The sequence below is a fragment of the Shewanella sp. DNRA4 genome (assembly GCF_012843185.1).
GTDB lineage: Bacteria > Pseudomonadota > Gammaproteobacteria > Enterobacterales > Shewanellaceae > Shewanella > Shewanella xiamenensis.
The window spans coordinates 1-21881 of sequence record NZ_JABAIP010000021.1 but is presented as its reverse complement, the minus strand read 5'-3'; the positions used below and the strand labels follow the sequence as shown (position 1 = coordinate 21881).

The 21881-nt window shown below is 48.6% G+C and carries 18 protein-coding genes; 17 read left to right on the top strand and 1 reads right to left on the bottom strand.

Annotated elements, in window-relative coordinates:
* The first annotated feature begins 135 nt into the window (after positions 1 to 135).
* The 15 genes from mraZ to lpxC all read left to right on the top strand — a co-directional run bounded on the left by mraZ (position 136) and on the right by lpxC (position 17113).
* Positions 136 to 594 (top strand): division/cell wall cluster transcriptional repressor MraZ, encoded by a 459-nt coding sequence (gene mraZ / locus HG547_RS19135; protein ID WP_011624920.1) that lies wholly within the window; start codon positions 136 to 138, stop codon positions 592 to 594.
* A gap of 30 nt (positions 595 to 624) precedes the next feature.
* On the top strand, positions 625 to 1566 hold the full coding sequence (rsmH, locus tag HG547_RS19130) for a 16S rRNA (cytosine(1402)-N(4))-methyltransferase RsmH (protein ID WP_011624305.1): 942 nt from the start codon (positions 625 to 627) through the stop codon (positions 1564 to 1566).
* Positions 1567 to 1577: 11 nt separating this feature from the next.
* Positions 1578 to 1892, top strand: coding sequence for a cell division protein FtsL (gene ftsL / locus HG547_RS19125; protein WP_037422840.1), 315 nt, complete (start codon positions 1578 to 1580; stop codon positions 1890 to 1892).
* Positions 1893 to 1905: 13 nt separating this feature from the next.
* A complete protein-coding gene (locus tag HG547_RS19120) occupies positions 1906 to 3657 on the top strand; it encodes a penicillin-binding transpeptidase domain-containing protein (protein ID WP_037422838.1) in 1752 nt (583 codons plus the stop codon).
* A complete protein-coding gene (gene murE / locus HG547_RS19115) occupies positions 3654 to 5132 on the top strand; it encodes a UDP-N-acetylmuramoyl-L-alanyl-D-glutamate--2,6-diaminopimelate ligase (protein ID WP_169548752.1) in 1479 nt (492 codons plus the stop codon). Before HG547_RS19120 ends, murE begins: the two co-directional genes overlap by 4 nt.
* The gene (gene murF / locus HG547_RS19110) at positions 5132 to 6514 is read left to right on the top strand and encodes a UDP-N-acetylmuramoyl-tripeptide--D-alanyl-D-alanine ligase (protein WP_169548736.1); all 1383 of its coding nucleotides are present in this window, start codon (positions 5132 to 5134) and stop codon (positions 6512 to 6514) included. The genes murE and murF overlap by 1 nt, the downstream gene beginning before the upstream one ends.
* Positions 6515 to 7597 carry a phospho-N-acetylmuramoyl-pentapeptide-transferase gene (gene mraY / locus HG547_RS19105; protein WP_047536141.1) on the top strand — a complete coding sequence of 361 codons (1083 nt, stop codon included), beginning with the start codon at positions 6515 to 6517 and terminating at the stop codon, positions 7595 to 7597.
* A gap of 6 nt (positions 7598 to 7603) precedes the next feature.
* Complete coding sequence (murD, locus tag HG547_RS19100) at positions 7604 to 8923, top strand: UDP-N-acetylmuramoyl-L-alanine--D-glutamate ligase (RefSeq protein WP_144346569.1); 1320 nt, start codon at positions 7604 to 7606, stop codon at positions 8921 to 8923.
* Positions 8913 to 10124, top strand: coding sequence for a cell division protein FtsW (ftsW, locus tag HG547_RS19095; protein WP_037422827.1), 1212 nt, complete (start codon positions 8913 to 8915; stop codon positions 10122 to 10124). Before murD ends, ftsW begins: the two co-directional genes overlap by 11 nt.
* On the top strand, positions 10124 to 11212 hold the full coding sequence (gene murG, locus HG547_RS19090; protein WP_037422824.1) for an undecaprenyldiphospho-muramoylpentapeptide beta-N-acetylglucosaminyltransferase: 1089 nt from the start codon (positions 10124 to 10126) through the stop codon (positions 11210 to 11212). Before ftsW ends, murG begins: the two co-directional genes overlap by 1 nt.
* A 2-nt stretch (positions 11213 to 11214) precedes the next feature.
* On the top strand, positions 11215 to 12681 hold the full coding sequence (gene murC, locus HG547_RS19085) for a UDP-N-acetylmuramate--L-alanine ligase (protein ID WP_169548735.1): 1467 nt from the start codon (positions 11215 to 11217) through the stop codon (positions 12679 to 12681).
* Positions 12682 to 12832: 151 nt separating this feature from the next.
* Positions 12833 to 13582 (top strand): cell division protein FtsQ/DivIB, encoded by a 750-nt coding sequence (locus tag HG547_RS19080; protein ID WP_037428855.1) that lies wholly within the window; start codon positions 12833 to 12835, stop codon positions 13580 to 13582.
* Positions 13563 to 14798 carry a cell division protein FtsA gene (gene ftsA, locus HG547_RS19075; protein ID WP_011073897.1) on the top strand — a complete coding sequence of 412 codons (1236 nt, stop codon included), beginning with the start codon at positions 13563 to 13565 and terminating at the stop codon, positions 14796 to 14798. Before HG547_RS19080 ends, ftsA begins: the two co-directional genes overlap by 20 nt.
* A 27-nt stretch (positions 14799 to 14825) precedes the next feature.
* A complete protein-coding gene (ftsZ, locus tag HG547_RS19070) occupies positions 14826 to 16013 on the top strand; it encodes a cell division protein FtsZ (protein ID WP_011624294.1) in 1188 nt (395 codons plus the stop codon).
* A 179-nt stretch (positions 16014 to 16192) separates the two neighbouring features.
* Complete coding sequence (gene lpxC / locus HG547_RS19065) at positions 16193 to 17113, top strand: UDP-3-O-acyl-N-acetylglucosamine deacetylase (protein WP_169548734.1); 921 nt, start codon at positions 16193 to 16195, stop codon at positions 17111 to 17113.
* A gap of 13 nt (positions 17114 to 17126) precedes the next feature.
* Here lpxC and HG547_RS19060 read toward each other — a convergent pair whose 3' ends face one another.
* A complete protein-coding gene (locus HG547_RS19060) occupies positions 17127 to 17573 on the bottom strand; it encodes a DciA family protein (RefSeq protein WP_037422811.1) in 447 nt (148 codons plus the stop codon).
* A 27-nt stretch (positions 17574 to 17600) separates the two neighbouring features.
* Here HG547_RS19060 and HG547_RS19055 point away from each other — a divergent pair, with 27 nt between their 5' ends.
* Together HG547_RS19055 and secA are read left to right on the top strand one after the other, a co-directional pair.
* Positions 17601 to 18500 carry a M23 family metallopeptidase gene (locus HG547_RS19055; RefSeq protein ID WP_037428847.1) on the top strand — a complete coding sequence of 300 codons (900 nt, stop codon included), beginning with the start codon at positions 17601 to 17603 and terminating at the stop codon, positions 18498 to 18500.
* 60 nt (positions 18501 to 18560) lie between these two features.
* Positions 18561 to 21287, top strand: coding sequence for a preprotein translocase subunit SecA (gene secA / locus HG547_RS19050; protein WP_169548733.1), 2727 nt, complete (start codon positions 18561 to 18563; stop codon positions 21285 to 21287).
* Positions 21288 to 21881 lie beyond the last annotated feature (594 nt).

The window sequence follows — 21881 nt, the reverse complement described above, 5'->3', positions numbered from 1 at the left end:
GCTAACCCGCTTGCCGACTGGCTTTATAAAAGGATCCCATCCCTTGACAATGCTTGTCGACTATCCCTAAACTTAGCATTTGTGGGAAATAGTGGATATTTGTGGATCAAAAAGCAAAGGATAGGATGAATTAGCGTGTTTCGTGGAGCCAGTGCTATCAACTTAGATACAAAGGGACGGATCGCTATTCCAGTGCGATACCGCGAACCTTTGCAACTAGAGCACCAGGGCCGCATTGTCATCACAGTCGATATTCAATCTGCGTGTTTGCTCCTTTATCCCCTCCACGAATGGGAGTTGATTGAAGCTAAGTTGCTCAAGCTTTCGGATACAGATAAAACCCAACGATCCCTTAAGCGCATGTTGCTGGGCTATGCCCATGAGGTGGAGCTGGACGGCAACGGACGCATATTACTGCCACCACCGCTAAGGCAATATGCCAATTTAGATAAGCGCATCATGCTGGTGGGACAGTTAAACAAATTTGAGCTGTGGGATGAGCAAGCTTGGCTGCAGCAAATTGATGAGTGTCAGGAAACGATTCGAAGCGAGGAGCTTGCTAACAACGAGCGTCTGGCGGATTTTTCACTCTAACGAGTCGCATAATTAAATAAGAAGAAATTAATGAGTCAAGAATTTGCCCATTTATCCGTTTTGCTCGAAGAAACGGTTGGCGGTTTAAACATTAAAGACGATGGCATCTATATTGATGGCACGTTTGGCCGCGGTGGTCATTCAAGACAAGTATTGCAAAGACTGGGTGAAAACGGACGCCTGATTGCGATCGACCGCGATCCTCAGGCTATTGAAGCTGCTAAACAATTTGCCGATGATCCCCGTTTTCAAATCGTACACGGTGGCTTTGGTCAGTTAGCCGATTACGTCGAAGAGCTTGGTCTGGTTGGCAAGATTGATGGTGTGTTACTCGACTTAGGCGTGTCCTCACCGCAGCTCGATGATGCGGAACGTGGTTTTAGCTTTTTGCGTGATGGTCCACTCGACATGCGCATGGACAATAGCCAAGGTGAAACTGCTGCCCAGTGGTTAGCCCGTGCTGAAATTGAAGATATGGCATGGGTATTCAAAACCTATGGCGAAGAGAAAAATGCTCGTCATATTGCCCGTTGCATTGCCGCCGACCGCGATAAAACCCCGTTTTTACGTACCAAAGATTTAGCCGATTTAATTGCGCGGATCACCAAAAATAAAGAGCGTAATAAACACCCTGCCACCCGGGTGTTTCAGGCAATACGTATCTATATCAATAGTGAGTTAGATCAAATTGATCAAGCACTTGAAGGTGCATTAACCGTGCTTGCTCCGCAGGGCCGCTTATCGATTATCAGCTTTCACTCCTTAGAAGACCGCATAGTGAAGCGATTTATCCGCCGCCACAGTCAAGGTGAGAGTGTTCCTCATGGTTTACCCATCACTGAAGATCAGATTAATAAGTCGCGTAAGCTACGCGCCATTGGCAAGGCGATTATGCCATCCGATGAGGAAATTGAACGCAATGCAAGAGCCCGTAGTTCGGTATTACGCATTGCCGAGCGACTAGATTATTAGAGGGCAAGTAAATGAGTAAGCCCTCATTGAGTCTACCACAGGTTGTATTACACGACCTTTGGCAACACAAATGGATTTTGTTACTTGCCCTGCTCGTGCTCAGTAATGCTGTGGCTGTGGTGTATACCAGCCATGTGAGTCGCAAACTCACTACTGAATGGGATCTGCTATTGCAGGAGCGTGACAGGTTAGATATCGAGTGGCGCAATTTATTATTGGAAGAGCAATCCCAAACGGAGCATAGCCGAATTACGCGGATTGCATCGAAGGATCTCAACATGAGTCGCCCATTACCCAGCGAAGAAGTTGTGGTAAAGGTGCCGTGAACATAGGGAAGATATGATTAGGCAAGCAAAAACCAAACAGGCAAGCAAAAAGCAAAAGCCACAACTGATCCATTGGCGGTTATACGTCGTGGTTGGTTTTGTATTTGCGATGTTTTCAAGCCTGGTGGGTCGTGCTGCTTATATCCAAATTATTGAGCCTGATAAGCTTCGCCATGAGAGCGATATGCGTACTTTACGTACTACCAGTCGTGAGGTACAGCGTGGCTTAATTACTGATCGCAATGGGGATATGCTGGCGGTGAGTGTGCCAGTGCGTGCAGTGTGGGCAGATCCAAAGCAAGTTAACGATAGCAATGGCTTTACAGATATGCGCCGTTGGCAAGCACTGGCTGACGTGTTACACGAACCCGTTGAAGACGTACTCGATAAAGTCCGTAGCAATCCAACCAAACGTTTTACCTACCTTAAGCGTCAAGTGACTCCCGCAGTGGCTGACTACATCACTCAGCTTAAATTGCCTGGGGTATTTTTAAAGTCTGAGTCTCGCCGTTACTATCCCGGTGGTGAGATAACTGCCCAGCTTATCGGTATCACTAATATCGATGATGTGGGTATTGAAGGCGTTGAAAATGCCTATAACAGTTGGCTTACTGGTACGCCATCCAAACAAAAAGTGCGTAAGTCACGTGATGGTCATGTGGTTGAGCGCCTCGATATCGTCCAAGAAGGCGAAAGCCCAAATGATCTTGTCCTGAGTATCGACCATAGGATCCAGCAGCTTGCCTATCGAGAGTTAAAGCGCACCACAGAAATGAACCAAGCGACATCAGGATCGATTGTGGTACTCGATATCCACACAGGTGAAGTGTTAGCGATGGCGAATACGCCCTCCTTCAACCCTAATTCCCGTGATAATTTTCAAACCTTCAGAATGCGTAACCGCGCGATGACGGACACCTTCGAGCCCGGCTCGACCATTAAACCCTTTGTGGTTGCGGCGGCGTTAGAAGCGGGCACCGTTAAATCCACCGATGTGATCCCAACCTCTCCAGGTTGGATGCGTTTAGGTGGACGCCAAGTGCGTGATGCATCTAACTACGGTGATATGACGCTAGCGCGTATTTTGGCCAAATCCAGTAACGTGGGCATTAGTAAATTAGCACTGTCGATACCTGTACAGCAGTTACTCGGCACTTATCAATCCATGGGATTAGGTAGTTTTTCAGGGATTAACTTAACGGGAGAAAGCGCAGGCCTTATCCAAGATCGCCACCGTTGGTCTGACTTTGAGCGTGCCACTTTATCCTTTGGTTACGGCTTAACCGCGACGACGCTGCAGTTAGCGCGGATGTACGCGACTTTAGGCAATGGCGGCACTTTATATCCAGTATCGATTTTAAAACTTAAAAAGCCGCCCGAAGGTGAACGGGTGATTTCAGAAGAAGTAGCCAGAGACGTGCTGCAAATGATGGTGGGTGTCACCGAAAAAGGTGGTACAGGTACGCTTGCGCATATCGATGGTTATCCCGTCGCAGGTAAGTCAGGCACCAGCCGTAAGGCGGTAGCCGGTGGTTATGGTGATGATTATGTTGCGTTATTTGCAGGCGTTGCGCCGGTGAATAATCCCAAACTCGCTATCGTCGTTGTGGTCAATGAACCTAAGGGCGATCTCTATTATGGTGGTTCAGTGGCAGGGCCTGCTTTCGCTAAGGTGATGTCAGGCGCACTGCAAATGTTAAATGTTGAACCCATTTCCGATAAAGAACAGGTGCAATTGGCGGGTCTCGCCGGGAGAACTGAATAATGTTATTAAGGGATCTACTCGCCCCTTGGTTCCCCTACGCGGGTGAACAAACCTTCCAAGATTTGACTCTAGATAGCCGCGCAATACGTCGCGGCGATGTGTTTTTAGCGCTGCCAGGACACAAGGTCGATGGTCGTCAGTTTATCGATAAGGCCTTAGCCCAAGGTGCGGCTGCAGTGTTAGTGCATACGGATAATCCCCAAGAGCAGGGCAAAGTTATTGCGGCTGAGCAAGGCGTACAGATTTATTTCTATGAGTTAGCGAAGCACGTTTCAGCGGTGGCTGCGGTGCGTTATCCCGTTGTTCAAGGTCAAGCTATGGCCATTGTGGGTATTACAGGGACTAATGGCAAAACTTCGACAAGCCAATTGTGCGCGCAATTAGTGACGCTACTTGAGGGTAAAGCGGCGGTGATGGGCACGCTCGGTAATGGCCTGTGGGGCGAGTTAGTCGATAGCGGTAATACGACCGCCGATGCCATTACTTTAATGCGCCAACTTAATGAATTTGCAGATAAAGGTGTAAATACCTGTGCGATGGAAGTTTCGAGCCATGGTTTAGTCCAAGGGCGAGTCGATGCAGTGCCCTTCGATGTCGCGGTATTTACTAACCTGACCCGTGATCACTTGGACTACCACGGTGATATGGAAAACTATGCCGCGGCCAAGCAAATGCTGTTTCGCTTCGACTCTCTGCGCCACGGCCTACTGAATCTCGATGATCCCGTGGGCATCGCTTGGTTATCCGAGCTGGCAAACGTCCCTGCGAAAATGTGGGGCTTTAGCATTGAAGCGCATACCGATGCGACGTTTTACACTAAGAATGCCCAATTCAATGACCAAGGCGTGCAGGCAACCTTAGTCTGGCCCGAGGGCGAAATCGATATTCGTTCCCCGTTATTAGGCGCCTTTAACCTCTCGAATTTACTCGCTGCACTATCCGCCCTGTATTTACAGGGAATGGATATGCGTGCATTAGCTGCCAAAGTGCCTTACTTAGTGCCCGTTGCTGGCCGTATGGAACGTTTTACCACCGCGGACAACATCACCTTAGTCGTCGATTATGCCCACACCCCCGATGCGATTGAACAGGCACTTAATGCCCTGCGTCGTCACTGTGCAGGGGAGCTTTGGTGCGTGTTTGGCTGTGGTGGCGACCGTGATAAGGGTAAGCGGCCATTAATGGGACGTGCGGCGGAGCAATTTGCCGATCGCATTATGGTGACTAGCGATAATGCCCGCAGCGAAGATCCTAACCAAATTATTACCGATATTATCCAAGGGCTGACTCACCCAGAGCGAGCGCTGACCGAGGTTGACCGTGTTGCTGCGATTAAACAAGTCGTGGCACAGGCTAAATCTGGAGATGTGATTTTGCTTGCGGGCAAAGGCCATGAAACTTACCAAGAGGCGGCAGGTGTGCGTCATGACTATGATGAACGCGCTCTGGCACGTCAGTTATCGGAGCAACGCTAATGATCCCAATTTCCCTCGGGGCACTGAGTCAACACTTAGGTGCGCATCGAGTCGGTGACGATGTCACTATCCAAGCATTAAGCAGCGATAGCCGTAAAATCGGCCCCGCGACCCTTTTCGTCGCCTTAAAGGGTGAGCGGTTTGATGGCCATGATTTTGCGGCCACGGCAATTGAAAATGGCGCCATTGCATTACTGGTTGAACGTGAATTGGCCTTTGATATTCCGCAGCTAATTGTTGCCGATTGCCAAAAGGCCATGGGCGCGATTGGCGCCTATGTCCGCGACCAAGTGAATCCTATTTGTGTGGCATTAACTGGCTCTAACGGCAAAACCAGCGTGAAAGAGATGATTGCCACTATTTTGTCGGCTAAGCATCAAGTACTTTACACCGCGGGTAATTTTAATAATGAAATCGGCGTACCTTTAACCCTACTGCGCTTAACGCCCGAAGATAAGTATGGGGTATTTGAGTTAGGGGCTAACCATAAAGGCGAGATTGATTACACCTCTGCTTTGGTCCGTCCGCATGTAGCGTTAGTCAATAACGTCGGCAGTGCCCACTTAGAAGGATTTGGTTCACAGGCCGGCGTTGCCCAGGCGAAATCGGAAATCTATAACCATCTACAACAAGGCGGCACTGCGATTATTAATGCCGACGACGCCTTTGCTGATGTGATGCGTGTTAAAGCCAAGCATTATAAGCAATTGAGCTTCTCCCAGCAGGAAGGCGCGGCGAAACGCCAAATCGATGTGATTGCCACTGGCCATAAAGCCAATAGCGATGGTTGTTACCGCTTTATTCTTAATTATGCGGGTGAGTCCTGCGAAGTGACCTTACCTTTAGCGGGACGTCATCAAGTCAGCAACGCCTTAGCTGCTGCAAGTGTTTGTATCGCATTAGGATTAACTCTAAAAGAGATCGCCGAAGGCTTAAGCAAACTGATCCCTGTGAAGGGACGTATGCAGCCGACTCAATTAGGCCGAGTCCGTTTAATCGATGATAGCTATAACGCTAACCCTGTATCCGTGGGGGCGGCTATCGCTTGGTTAAAGGAAATTTCTGAAAATCGTTGTTTGGTACTGGGAGATTTGGGCGAATTAGGCGACAATGCGCCCCTTTTACACGCTGAACTGGGACAACTGGCAAAGCAACAGGGGATCGATGCCCTGTTCTGTACTGGCACCTTGACTCAGCATACTAGCCAAGCTTTCGGGGCGGAGCACCATGACAGCGTGGCGACGTTAGTAGAAAAACTCATAAAACACATCAACCAGTTGCCGGGACAGGTGACGGTTTTAGTTAAAGGTTCACGAAGTGCCGCAATGGAGCGGGTCGTGGATGGCCTAACAGTAGCCTTCGGGCGTGGGGAGTTAGTGTAGATGCTGGTGTATCTGGCCGAGTATTTAACCCGTTTTCACACTGGGTTTAACGTATTTTCCTATGTGACGTTTCGAGCCATTTTGGGCTTGTTAACCGCATTAGTATTTAGTTTATGGTGGGGTCCTAAACTTATCGAGCGCTTACAGTTGATGCAAATTGGTCAAGTGGTGCGTAATGATGGGCCTGAGTCGCATTTCAGTAAGCGCGGAACGCCCACTATGGGTGGTTTACTGATCCTTGCGGCCATCTTTATCAGTGTGCTGTTGTGGGGCGATCTTGGTAGCCGTTATGTGTGGGTGATGCTGTTTGTATTGGGCAGCTTCGGCATGATCGGTTTTATTGATGATTACCGCAAAGTGGTACGTAAAGATACTAAGGGATTAATTGCGCGCTGGAAGTATATTCTGCAATCTTTAGCAGCGTTAATTATTGCCTTTTTTCTTTACACTACAGCCGCTAATCCTGGCGAAACGCAATTAGTCGTACCTTTCTTTAAGGACGTGATGCCACAGCTTGGCGCTGTGTTTATCGTATTGGCCTACTTTACTATCGTGGGTTCAAGCAACGCGGTGAACTTAACCGACGGTCTCGATGGTTTGGCGATTATGCCAACTGTGATGGTGGCCGCAGCATTCGCGCTGATAGCTTATCTGTCTGGCCATGCTCAGTTTGCCAATTACCTGCATATTCCGCATTTACCTGGCTCTGGTGAGCTGGTGATCGTTTGCACCGCGATTGTGGGTGCAGGCTTAGGCTTTTTGTGGTTTAACACTTATCCAGCACAGGTCTTTATGGGCGATGTGGGCTCTCTTTCTTTAGGGGCTGCATTAGGTGCGATTGCGGTATTAGTTCGCCAAGAAATCCTGTTAGTGATCATGGGCGGGGTGTTTGTCATGGAAACCGTGTCAGTGATATTGCAGGTCGGTTCTTACAAATTACGCGGTCAACGGATATTCCGCATGGCGCCTATCCATCACCACTACGAGTTAAAAGGTTGGCCTGAACCACGCGTGATTGTCCGCTTTTGGATTATCTCTATTTTCTTAGTGTTGCTCGGCTTAGCCACGTTGAAGTTAAGGTAATCATTCATGCAAAGTCATTATTCACACATAGTATTAGGTTTGGGTGCCACAGGGCTCTCGGTAGTGCGCTATTTGTGTGGAAAAGGCATTACGCCGTTGGTGATGGATAGCCGTCGCCAGCCCCCCGGTGCCGAAACACTGGCAAGCTCATTCCCTGAGGTGCAATTAATTGCTGGCGGATTTGATTGCCGTTACTTAGTGCAAGCAACGCAAATCATTATCAGCCCAGGCATTGCGATTGATACTCCCGAAGTGCGCGCGGCACTGGATATGGGGATTGAAGTCATTGGTGATGTTGAGTTATTTGCCCGTGAAATTGCCGACCGTAAACCATGCGTGATTGGGATTACGGGCTCAAATGGCAAAACGACAGTCACCACCTTAGTGGGTGAAATGCTGCGTGAAGCAGGCATTGCTGTTGCCGTGGGCGGCAATATTGGTACTCCGGCGCTGGATTTGCTGCAAGAGAATGCGGATATTTTTGTGCTTGAGTTATCGAGTTTCCAGCTGGAAACCACCCATAGCTTGAATTGTGTGGCCTCAACCTGTTTAAACGTGACGGAAGATCATATGGACAGGTACAGCGATATGGATGCCTATCGGAAGGCCAAACTACGTTTGTATCATCAAAGCCGTTCCATCATTTTTAACCGTGATGATGCGCTGACTATCCCAACTGAACCCATGAACCAAAACAGCTTTGGTTTAGCGCCGCCTGAAGGCGACGAGTGGGGCATTTGCGACAGCAAGATTTATCACGGCCACAGTGAAATCATGCCAATCACCGAAGTGTCGCTGATTGGTAGCCATAACCATGCCAACCTACTTGCTGCAATGGCGCTGGTCTACGCGGTGGGTGTGGATAAGCAAGTGATGGCCAAAGTCGCTCGCACCTTTACTGGCCTTTCTCACCGTTGCGAAGTGGTAGGGGTCAAAGGTGGTGTGACTTATGTGAATGACTCTAAAGCAACCAATGTGGGGGCTACTGTTGCGGCCCTTGATGGTTTAAGCGATCACCTCGGCGACATTATTTTGATTGCTGGCGGCGATGGTAAAGGTGCGGATTTCAGTCCACTGGCCGAGCCGTTAACAAAAGTGACTCACCTCATTACCTTAGGTAGAGATGGCAATAAGATTGCCGCGCTGAAAGAAGGCGCTATTAAGGTTGATTCAATGGCTGCCGCTGTTGCTAAGGCCGCTCAATTAGCGACTTCGGGTGATATTGTGTTGTTGTCGCCCGCCTGTGCAAGTCTGGATATGTACAGCAACTTTATGGCCCGTGGTGATGATTTTAGAAGCCAAGTGGAGCGACTCGATGGCGAGTGATGCAAGACAGCTCAGCCTGTTTGGGCGAGTGCTGAATGCACTGCCTAACTGGCAACGAGATACCGAAGTCCCGGGCGCACAATTGTACGATCGGGCTTTGCTCACTGCTGTTTTGTCTTTGATTGGCTTTGGTTTTGTAATGGTGATGTCGGCCTCTATGCCCGAGGCACAAACACTGACGGGTAACCCATTCCATTTTATGACTCGCCATGTGGGTTATCTGTTGGGATGTTTAGTGATTGCCGCATTTGTGCTGAGGGTTGAAATGCAAACTTGGCAGCGGATGAGCCCTATCATGCTGCTGGTTGTATTTTTGATGTTACTGGCAGTACTGGTTGTGGGAACTACCGTAAACGGCGCGACCCGTTGGTTATCAATCGGCCCAATCCGTATTCAAGTGGCCGAGGTCGCTAAGTTTGCGTTTTCTGTGTACATGGCGGGCTATCTGGTGCGTCGTCATCAGGAAGTGCGTGAAAATGCTAAGGGCTTCTATAAGCCGATTGCGGTATTTGCGATTTACGCGATTTTGATTTTGATGCAGCCCGACTTAGGCACTGTGGTGGTGTTGTTCGTCGGCACTGTTGGACTGTTGTTTCTCGCGGGTGCTCGGTTGCTGGACTTTTTCGCGCTGATCTTTGCTGGCATTTTAGCTTTCGTCGCGCTGGTACTGCTCGAGCCTTATCGTATGCGCCGGGTGACATCGTTTTTAGACCCTTGGCAAGATCCGTTTGGTAGTGGCTACCAGTTAACCCAATCGCTGATGGCCTACGGCCGGGGTGATTGGTTCGGCCAGGGCCTTGGCAACAGTATTCAAAAGTTGGAGTACCTCCCCGAGGCGCATACCGACTTTATCTTTGCCGTGATTGGTGAAGAGTTAGGGTTTATCGGCATTATCGCGGTGCTATCCGTGTTGCTGTTTGTGGCATTAAGGGCCATTCGCCTCGGCAATTTATGCCTGGTGATGGATAAAGCCTTCGAAGGTTATCTGGCCTATGCCATTGGGATTTGGATCTGTTTTCAGACCGTCGTTAATGTGGGTGCAAGCATTGGTATGTTACCTACTAAAGGGTTAACACTGCCCTTTGTGAGTTATGGCGGTAGTAGTTTATGGGTCATGACGGCGGCGGCAATGACATTGCTACGCATCGATTATGAGCGGCGCATGAGTTTAGTTCAGGCCGTGCAAGGGAGATTGAAGTAATGACCGACGCGGGTAAACGTATTTTAGTCATGGCAGGCGGCACGGGTGGACATGTGTTCCCGGCGCTCGCGGTGGCAAAATATTTAGCGCAGCAAGGTTGGCAAGTGCGTTGGTTAGGCACCGCCGACCGCATGGAGGCGCGTTTAGTGCCTCAGTATGGCTTCGACATCGATTTTATCGACATTAAGGGCGTGCGTGGCAATGGCTTAGTGCGTAAATTGGCGGCGCCTTTTAAAGTGGTGCGCTCGATTCTGCAAGCCAAGGCAGTGATTGCCGAATTTAAACCCGATGTGGTGCTAGGGATGGGCGGTTTTGCCAGTGGCCCTGGTGGTGTGGCCGCGAAATTAGCGGGCGTGCCTTTAGTGTTGCATGAGCAAAATGCCATTCCGGGAATGACCAATAAATTACTCTCGCGGATTGCTAGCCAAGTATTATGCGCCTTTAAAAATACCTTCACTCAAGTTAAGGCAAAGGTGGTGGGTAACCCCATCCGTCGCGAGTTAATTGCCTTAGGTGCCGAGCCTAAGCAAGCCGCGGATGATGCCTTAAAAGTCTTGGTGGTAGGCGGCAGCTTAGGCGCCAAAGTCTTTAACGACTTAATGCCTGAAGTCGTGGCTGCGCTCAGTAAACAGCAGTCGATTACGGTTTGGCATCAAGTGGGTAAGGATAATCTGACAGGAGTCAAGTCGGCTTATCAACAGCAAGGACAAGAGGGCGGCGTTAACGTTGCCGAATTTATTGATGACATGGAAGCCGCTTATCGCTGGGCAGATGTGGTATTGTGCCGCGCTGGCGCGCTGACGGTATCCGAGTTAGCGGCGGTGGGACTTCCGAGTATTCTGGTGCCTTATCCCCATGCAGTGGATGATCACCAAACCCGTAACGCTCAAGTATTGGTTGAGGCTGGCGCCGCTTTCCTATTGCCACAGGCCATCTTGGACGTGAATAAGCTGGTGAGTAAATTACAGTTACTCGCCAATGACAGAGCAGAATTAGCCCAAATGGGCCAAAGAGCGAGAGATGTTGCCGTACTGGATGCAACCGAACAGGTGGCCCAAGTGTGTATCGCTCTCGCCGAGAAAGGATAGGTATGACTAAGACAGAAAGATACTTACAGCTAAGAAGTATGATCCCAGAAATGCGCCGGATTAAGCGTATTCATTTCGTCGGCATTGGCGGCGCGGGCATGGGCGGGATCGCTGAAGTATTAGTAAACGAAGGGTATGTTGTCAGTGGTTCTGACATCGCGCAAAACGCCGTGACTGACAGACTCTGCCTGCTGGGCGCGAAAATTCATATCGGCCATGGCGCCGATAACGTGCAGCAAGCCGATGTGGTGGTGGTCTCGACCGCGATTAATTCTGAGAATCCAGAGATTATTGCGGCGAAGGAATTGCGTATTCCTATCGTGCGCCGCGCTGAAATGTTGGCTGAGTTGATGCGTTATCGCCATGGTGTAGCGATTGCAGGAACTCACGGTAAAACCACGACCACCAGTTTGATTGCCAGTTTGTATGGTCAAGCGGGGCGCGATCCAACTTTTGTTATCGGTGGTTTACTTAACAGCGCTGGCACCAATGCCCGCTTAGGCACGAGTCGTTATCTGATTGCCGAAGCAGACGAAAGTGATGCGAGCTTCCTGCATCTGCAACCTATGGTCAGCGTAGTGACGAATATCGAAGCCGATCATATGGATACCTACGGTGGTGATTTTGAAAAGCTCAAATCGACCTTCGTCGACTTTTTGCATAACCTGCCATTCTATGGCGTGGCTGTCGTCTGTATTGATGATCCAGTCGTACGTGAGATTATGCCGCGTATAGGTCGTCATATGATCACCTATGGCTTCAGTGATGATGCCGACGTGCAGGCGCTGAATTTCCATCAGCAGGGTCACCAATGTCGCTTTACCGTCAGACGTAAAGGCAAAGAAGATTTAGATCTGCTGCTTAATCTGCCGGGTCAGCACAATGTATTAAATGCACTGGCAGCGATTGCCGTGGCGACAGAAGATGAAATTGATGATAGCGCCATCATTCAAGCCTTGGCTGAATTCCAGGGTATTGGTCGTCGTTTCCAACACTTAGGCAAGTTCGCGACGCCAAAGGGCGAAGTGATGTTAGTGGATGATTATGGTCACCACCCCAGCGAAGTGGCGGCGACCATTAAAGCGGCGCGTGCAGGCTGGCCTGACAAACGTTTAGTGATGGCTTATCAGCCACACAGATACACTCGTACCCGCGATCTGTACGAAGACTTTATTGAAGTGTTATCTCAGGTAGATTGCTTGCTATTGCTCGATGTGTATAGTGCCGGTGAAGCACCGATCCCCGGTGCCGATGGTCGGGCTCTATGCCGTTCGATTCGTTTGCGTGGGCAGTTAGACCCCATCTTTATTGCTAGCCCAGATCAGTTAGCCGAAGTGCTACCCGATGTGTTGCAGGAAGGGGATTTATTGTTGACCCAAGGTGCAGGTAATATAGGTGCCTTGTCGCGTCAGTTAGCCGCCACTGAATTAGGCTTTAGCACGGCTGTGACAACCGAGGTAAAACCTTGATGAATTGCGTGACAACTTGGATTTAAAGGAAATGTTGATCCGAGGTTTTAGCGCTATATAATGGCCGGTTTTCTGTGGTTTTTAGTAGTGTCGTTGAAGGGTGGAAACAAACGTGTCTTGGAGTGATAAGAGGCGACACTGGCGGGCGAGGATGTCACGGGTTAATTGGTACTTGTGGAGTGGGATTGGTTTTTTATGGTTAGTCATTGGTAGTTTTGTTTTTGGCGGCTACCTGCTACATAAGTTTTTAAATGATGCCAGCACTTTGCCCATTGAAGCGGTCGCCATTAAAGGTGAGCGGACTTACACCACAGATAGGGATATACAAATTGCACTACAGGATTTAATGCAGCGGAGTTTTTTTAGTGCTGACATCACCTTAGTGCAACAGGCATTAGAAGCTTTACCTTGGGTGTATCGTGCGTCAGTGAGACGTGAATGGCCTGCGAAACTCAGGGTGTATTTACAGGAGCAACAACCGGTCGCCCATTGGAATGGTACCGCTTGGCTCAATGTGCATGGTGAAGTGTTTGAAGCGCCATCGCACCCTGAGTTAGAGCATCTGCCTTATTTATCTGGGCCAGATGATATGGGGACCGAAGTGTTAACCGCCTACGCGCAGGTTAACTCGCTACTGAAGATTAATGGCTTTACCTTAGCCAATTTGAGTTTAACACCACGTCATGCGTGGCACGCGACACTAGGTAACGGTATTGTTTTAGACCTAGGTCGAGAAGATAAAATGGCAAGGATACAAAGGTTTATCACTGTTTACCCATTATTGGCGAAACAAGATAAACCGATTGCCAGAGTGGATTTGCGCTACGACACAGGGTTGGCCGTAGGCTGGGGCGATGCACAAACAAGAGAGCCGATAATTAATGACCAAAAACCAAGATAGAAATCTGATCGTCGGATTGGACATAGGAACCTCTAAAGTCGCAGTGATCATAGGCGAAGTTCTGCCCGATGGCGAAATCAGCATAGTCGGCCTTGGTAACCACCCTTCAAGGGGCATGGATAAAGGTGGCGTTAACGATTTAGACTCCATCGTGCGCAGTGTGCAACGCGCGCTCGATCAAGCGGAATTAATGGCAGATTGCCAAGTATCATCGGTTTACCTAAGCATTTCCGGTAAACATATCGCCTGCCAAAACGAAAATGGCATGGTGTCGATTAACGATGAAGAAGTGACACAGGAAGACGTTGACAACGTGATCCACACTGCGCGCTCAGTGAAAATCCCGACAGAACGTCGTATTCTGCATGTGTTACCGCAGGAATACGCAATTGACGTACAAGACGGCATTCGCAGCCCTATCGGCATGTCAGGCATGCGGATGGAAGCCAAGGTACACATAGTGACCTGCGCCAATGATATGGCGAAGAACATCACTAAGAGTGTTGAGCGCTGTGGTTTGAAGGTTGATGACTTAGTGTTCTCAGGCATTGCGTCGGCGGATGCGGTGTTAACCTTCGATGAAAAAGACTTAGGTGTGTGTATCGTCGATATCGGCGGTGGCACGACGGACATCGCTGTGTACACCAATGGTGCGCTACGTCATTGCGCGGTTGTGCCCGTTGCGGGTAACCAAGTGACCAACGATATCGCGAAGATTTTCCGCACGCCATCGTCACACGCTGAACAAATTAAAGTGCAGTTCGCCTGTGCGCGCAGCTCCATGGTGAGCCGCGAAGACAGTATCGAAGTGCCTTCGGTGGGTGGTCGCCCATCGCGTAGCATGTCGCGCCATACTTTGGCCGAAGTGGTTGAGCCAAGATATCAAGAGCTGTTTGAGTTAGTGCTCAAGGAGCTGAAAGACAGTGGTTTAGAAGATCAAATCGCCGCAGGTATCGTGTTAACAGGTGGTACGGCGTCGATTCAAGGCGTGGTGGACATTGCGGAGGCAACCTTTGGTATGCCTGTTCGCGTCGCCTCACCATTGCCAGTTAAAGGGTTATACGAATACGTGGATCAGTCTATTTACTCCACTGGGGTTGGATTGCTTCACTACGGTGCAAGACGGGTGCTTGAGCGTCAATTCGAGCGTCCTGAGCGTCAAGGGGTTACCAGTGCTTGGAATCGGGTCCAAAGCTGGTTTAAGGGTGAATTTTAATAACGCAGGCAACACGGAGATCAGACAATGTTTGAGATCATGGACACTCACTCAGACGACGCGGTGATTAAAGTCATCGGCGTTGGCGGCGGCGGCGGTAACGCTGTCGAACATATGGTCAAACACAACATTGAAGGTGTTGAGTTTGTCGTTACCAACACAGACGCACAGGCGCTACGTAAATCTGGCGCTGGCTCAACGATTCAATTAGGTCGCGATGTCACTAAAGGTCTTGGCGCTGGCGCCAACCCCGAAGTGGGTCGCGCCGCAGCGGAAGAAGACCGCGAAAACATTCGTGCAGCGATCAAAGGCTCAGACATGATCTTTATCGCCGCCGGTATGGGCGGTGGTACTGGTACAGGTGCTGCGCCAGTTGTTGCTCAAATCGCTCGTGAAGAAGGCATCTTAACGGTTGCGGTCGTAACTAAGCCTTTCCCTTTCGAAGGCAAAAAGCGCATGGCTTATGCCGAGCAAGGTATCGCTGAGCTTGCTAAGCACGTGGATTCGTTAATCACTATCCCTAACGAAAAATTATTAAAAGTATTGGGTCGTGGTACGTCATTACTCGATGCGTTTGCCGCAGCGAATAACGTGTTACTCGGCGCAGTACAAGGTATTGCTGAGCTGATTACTCGCCCAGGTCTGATTAACGTCGACTTTGCGGACGTGAAAACCGTTATGTCTGAAATGGGTAATGCCATGATGGGGACTGGTGTTGCGCGTGGTGAAGACCGTGCAGAAGAAGCGGCTGAAGCTGCTGTAGCCAGCCCATTATTAGAAGACATCGACTTAGCCGGTGCCCGTGGTGTGTTAGTTAACATTACTGCAGGTATGGACATGAGCATCGAAGAATTTGAAACTGTTGGTAACCATGTTAAAGCTTATGCTTCTGACAATGCTACCGTGGTTGTGGGTGCGGTTATCGACCCAGAAATGAGCGACGAACTGCGCGTAACCGTAGTTGCAACGGGTATTGGTGCTGAAAAGCGTCCTGATATTCAATTGGTTTCTAAGCCTGCACCACGTCCAGAACCTGTGGTTGTGGAACCAAAAGTTGAAGCTTATGTCGAAGAAGCAACTCATGTGAGCTATGCGGCGCCAAAGGGTAACGTATTACCTGCATCGCCAGCACCTGCTCCTGCGCCAGCGCCTTCAACAAAGCATGAATTGGATTACTTAGATATCCCAGCGTTTTTGCGTAAGCAAGCTGATTAAAACAGGTATTTGAGTCCAGCGTATCGGGTGATGTATTGCTCTATCGGCAATACCACCCAATGACGACATTTGTATGACATAGCTAACTTATGTTACTATGTCGAACCTATGTGGTCGTTTTGCTGCCGCTGTGTGCGCAAATATTAGGCTTAATTATTGAAATCTAAACGGGTAACTGAATGATATTTCAAAGAACTGTTCAAAAAATGGTGAAAGCTACCGGAGTCGGTTTGCACTCTGGGAATAAAGTCACCTTGAGCATTATGCCCGCACCAGTCAATACAGGGATCGTACTTGTGCGTACCGATATGAGTCCTGCCGTTGCTATTCCAGCAAAGGCGGAACAAGTTCGCGAAACCACGATGTGCACGGCACTTGTCAATGACGAAGGTATTCGTATTTCGACTATTGAGCATTTATTTGCAGCCTTAGCGGGTTTAGGCATTGATAACGCCGTAATCGAAGTGGACGCCCCTGAAATCCCAATTATGGATGGCAGTGCGAGCCCATTTGTCTTCTTACTTCAGTCTGCGGGTATCAAAGAGCAGGCTGCACCTAAGAAGTACTTAAAGATTAAACGCCCTGTGCGTGTTGAAGACGGTGATAAGTGGGCCGAGCTGAAGCCATTCAAAGGCTTTAGAGTCAACTTCAAAATTGACTTTGCTCACCCTGAAATTGCCCGTAGTCAACAGCATGTGGTGATGGACTTCTCTACTTCTGCTTTTGTTAAAGACATTAGCCGCGCTCGTACTTTTGGTTTTATGCGTGATATTGAGTATCTGCGTGCAAATAACCTAGCATTAGGTGGCAGCATGGAAAACGCAGTTGTACTTGATGAATATCGCGTCCTCAACCCCGACGGCCTGCGTTATGAGGATGAGTTCGTTAAGCACAAAATTTTAGATGCGTTTGGTGATCTCTATGTGGCAGGACACGCCATTCTTGGTGAGTTTACTGCCTATAAAACGGGTCATGCTCTGAATAACCAGTTAGTACGTGCCTTATTGGCGCAGCAAGATGCGTGGGAGTTAGTGAGCTTTGAGAAAGAAGCCGATGTCCCCGTTAGCTTTGCTGTACCTGGTGGCGCGGTCTTCGCTTAATTGCGTCTGATGTTTACTTATTACGGCTGGCCAATGTGGCCAGCCGTTTTAGTTTTTCGCCTAGTGTCCCGCTCACATTTTCTGCAAGTGCGGCAATATGTTCTGCAGCGGCTGGACTCAATGCCTTATGCGCTTGTTTCGGCTTTGCGTCATACAATGCTAATCTCGGGTTGACTTTAACTTCAATTGCGGTAAGGATTGGGAGCGTTTCTGCTTGAAGCTGCGCGAGTAGTTTCGGCTTTTGGAAATTAATTCGTGCGGCCCATGCTGCCGAAGTGGTTTCAACCACAAGAACACCCTGGCGGAAATTAGCGACTTTCAGCTGCTCCGCAACAGGACCTGCGACAATCTGCTTCACGTGCTGATCCAGATATAAAAGTAGTTCCGCTTTCTCAGCTATGTCGGGTAATGTGCCTGATTGGTGTAGTAATTGGCTGAGATCCTGAGGGGGCTTTTTCATATGATAATAAGATGGCTGAATTAGGCTATGAGTGTAACAGTATTTATTCAAGGTCGGAATGGCGTTACGCGCTGGCAACCCAGTAAACGCTGGTTGATCCTTCCCATGCTATTGTTAGCTACTGGTGCCGGTATTTATCAACACAACTCTGCTAAGTTTGAAAATCAGCAAGCCAGTGTTGATAACGATCGAATCCAACGCGAACAACAAAAGAAGCAAGTCTTAGAGCTTAAAAGTGCCACAGAGTCACAGCTAGCCATGCTGGCGACCCATGTCGCGCGCATGCAAGCTAAAATCACCCGTCTCGAGGCCTTAGGTCAACAAGTCGCAAAACAAAACAAATTGGATGAAGACTTTGATTTCTCATCTGAAGTTGGGGTTGGTGGTTTAAGCGAATTAGGCTCAAATATCGAAATTAGTCAGCTTATCGAAGATATGGATAAACTGGCGTCACGAATTGACAACAATAATGTTCAACTATCACTACTTGAAACAGTGTCATCTAACCACCATATAGATGCTGAACGTTATGTATCAGGGCTCCCACTCGATAAAGGTTGGTTATCGTCGCCCTACGGATTACGTAATGACCCTTTTAACGGTCGTCGAACCATGCACAAAGGGATCGATTTTACCGGTCGGGAAGGGGCTAAAGTTGTCGCGACTGCAGCAGGCGTGGTGACTTGGGCTGGGAATATGTTTGGTTATGGCGAATTGGTCGAAATCGACCATGGTAACGGTTTACGTACACGCTATGGCCATAATAAAGCTTTGTCAGTAGCTGTAGGTGATGTGGTCGCTAAAGGCGAAACCATCGCCAGTATGGGAAGCACTGGGCGCTCAACAGGGGCTCATGTGCATTATGAAGTGTTGCGTGGCGGACAGCAGATAGATCCACAAAAGTTTGTCTACCGCAAAGCAAGTTAATTGAAACATTGGCTTCTAGTTTCCATCATGGACTTGGCCTACAGAAAATAAGTGATTCAGATGTTTGGTAAATTACTGACAAAAGTATTTGGTAGTCGCAACGACCGTACCCTTAAAGGGTTACAAAAAGTAGTTAATAAGATTAATGCGCTTGAAGCCGATTATGAAAAATTAACCGATGAGCAGCTTAAAGCGAAAACCGCAGAGTTTCGTGAGCGTTTAGCTGCGGGCGCTTCATTAGATAGCATTATGGCGGAAGCGTTTGCCACCGTGCGTGAAGCATCTAAGCGTGTGTTCGAAATGCGTCACTTCGACGTGCAGTTACTCGGTGGTATGGTACTTGATAGTAACCGTATCGCTGAAATGCGTACGGGTGAAGGTAAAACTTTAACCGCAACACTGCCTGCTTACTTAAATGCCTTAACGGGCAAAGGCGTTCACGTTATTACCGTCAACGATTACTTAGCACGCCGTGATGCTGAGAATAACCGTCCACTGTTCGAATTCTTAGGTTTAACTGTTGGGATTAACGTTGCTGGCCTTAGCCAACAGGCGAAAAAAGATGCCTATAACGCCGATATTACCTACGGTACCAACAATGAATTTGGTTTCGATTATCTGCGCGACAACATGGCGTTTTCACCACAAGAGCGTGTTCAACGTCCATTACACTATGCACTGATCGACGAAGTCGACTCAATCCTTATCGACGAAGCCCGCACGCCATTGATTATCTCTGGTGCAGCGGAAGACAGCTCTGAGCTATACATCAAGATCAACACGCTTATCCCCAATCTTATCCGTCAAGATAAAGAAGACTCTGAAGAGTATGTGGGCGAAGGCGACTACACCATTGATGAAAAAGCCAAACAAGTGCACTTTACTGAACGCGGTCAAGAGAAGGTTGAAAACCTGCTGATTGAACGTGGCATGTTAGCTGAAGGCGACTCACTTTACTCAGCAGCCAATATTTCGCTACTGCACCATGTGAACGCTGCACTACGTGCTCATACCTTATTTGAGTGTGATGTGGACTATATCGTTCAAGATGGTGAAGTGATCATCGTTGATGAACACACTGGCCGAACTATGCCAGGTCGTCGTTGGTCAGAAGGTTTACATCAAGCTGTTGAAGCTAAAGAAGGTGTTCGTATTCAAAACGAAAACCAAACTCTGGCATCGATTACCTTCCAAAACTACTTCCGTTTATATGAGAAGTTAGCGGGCATGACAGGTACTGCCGATACCGAGGCGTTTGAGTTTCAACACATCTATGGTTTAGATACCGTTGTGGTGCCAACCAACCGTCCAATGGTCCGTAAGGATATGGCGGATTTAGTTTACTTAACCGCTAATGAAAAGTATCAAGCGATTATTAAAGATATCAAAGACTGCCGCGAGCGTGGCCAACCTGTATTGGTCGGTACCGTTTCTATCGAACAGTCAGAACTGTTAGCGCGCTTAATGGTGAAGGAAAAGATCCCGCACCAAGTGCTTAACGCCAAGTTCCATGAAAAAGAAGCCGAGATTGTTGCCCAAGCTGGCCGTACTGGCGCCGTAACCATTGCCACTAACATGGCGGGTCGTGGTACCGACATCGTGCTTGGTGGCAACTGGAATATGGAAATCGAGGCGCTGGAAAATCCTACCCCAGAGCAAAAAGCCAAGATCAAAGCTGATTGGCAGGTGCGTCATGACGAAGTCGTTGCCGCGGGTGGTTTACACATTCTCGGTACCGAGCGCCACGAATCACGTCGTATCGACAACCAGCTACGTGGTCGTGCGGGCCGTCAAGGTGATGCGGGCTCTTCACGTTTCTACCTGTCGATGGAAGATAGTTTAATGCGTATCTTCGCTTCTGATCGCGTCTCCGGCATGATGAAGAAGCTGGGCATGGAAGAAGGCGAAGCGATCGAACATCCATGGGTTTCCCGTGCAATCGAAAATGCTCAACGTAAAGTAGAAGCACGTAACTTCGATATTCGTAAGCAATTACTTGAATTCGATGACGTGGCAAACGATCAGCGCCAAGTGGTTTACGCCCAGCGTAATGAGTTGATGGATGCGGAAAGTATTGAAGACACGATTAAAAACATCCAAGACGATGTAATTGGTGCGGTAATTGATCAGTACATTCCACCACAATCAGTAGAAGAGTTATGGGATGTTCCTGGGTTAGAGCAGCGCCTAAACCAAGAGTTTATGCTTAAACTGCCAATCCAAGAATGGCTCGATAAAGAAGACGACTTACACGAAGAAAGCCTACGTGAGCGTATTATCACTTCTTGGTCAGATGCTTATAAAGCCAAAGAAGAAATGGTCGGTGCCTCAGTACTGCGCCAATTCGAAAAAGCAGTGATGCTACAAACCCTCGATGGCTTGTGGAAAGAGCATTTAGCCGCAATGGATCATTTACGCCAAGGCATCCACTTACGTGGTTACGCGCAGAAGAATCCAAAGCAAGAGTATAAGCGTGAGTCATTCGAACTGTTCCAACAATTGCTGAATACGCTGAAACATGACGTGATTAGCGTGTTGTCTAAAGTTCAAGTGCAAGCTCAATCTGATGTTGAAGAAATGGAAGCTCGTCGTCGTGAAGAAGATGCCAAGATCCAACGCGACTACCAGCACGCAGCAGCCGAAGCCTTAGTTGGTGGGGATGATGGTAGCGACGAGATGATGGCGCACACACCAATGATCCGCGATGGCGATAAAGTTGGCCGTAACGATCCTTGTCCTTGTGGCTCTGGCCGTAAATATAAGCAGTGTCACGGTAAGTTAAGCTAAGCTAATTCAACACGTGCACCTAATTCTAAAAGGCGACTGTAATAGTCGCCTTTTTCATGCCTACTCAAAGCCAGATACAAATCATTGAATCTGTCTGCATCTATATAAAGCTTATTTGAATCTCCAGCCTTCCAGTTATGGTAAGTCATGCTTTGTTCACAAATAAAGCAGTAAAATTGCCTTTTGTGGATAACGTTGGGGGTAACTAGTGGGTACTTTGTGACTAACTGAAACTATTGAAAAAAGATCGAAAAAATACAAAAAAGCGCTTGCACAAAAAGTTCCGCTGCCTATAATGCGCATCCACTGACACGGCAGACAGCGATACGCAGTTGCAAGTGCCAGTTCATCAAGTGATTCAGTCCTTGATGGGCGAAAAGAAAGTTTAAAAAACTACTTGACGCAAAAACGGGAATGCGTAAAATACGCAGCCCTGACCCGCTGAAATCACTTGTGATAATGCGATGGTCAACGCTCTTTAACAATTTATCAAGCAAATCTGTGTGGACACTCACAGGTGTTGAGTTAATCGAAATTACTCTGCCGTTTGGCGAGTAATCAAAGAATTAAATCAATGAATGAGTGTTCATAGCA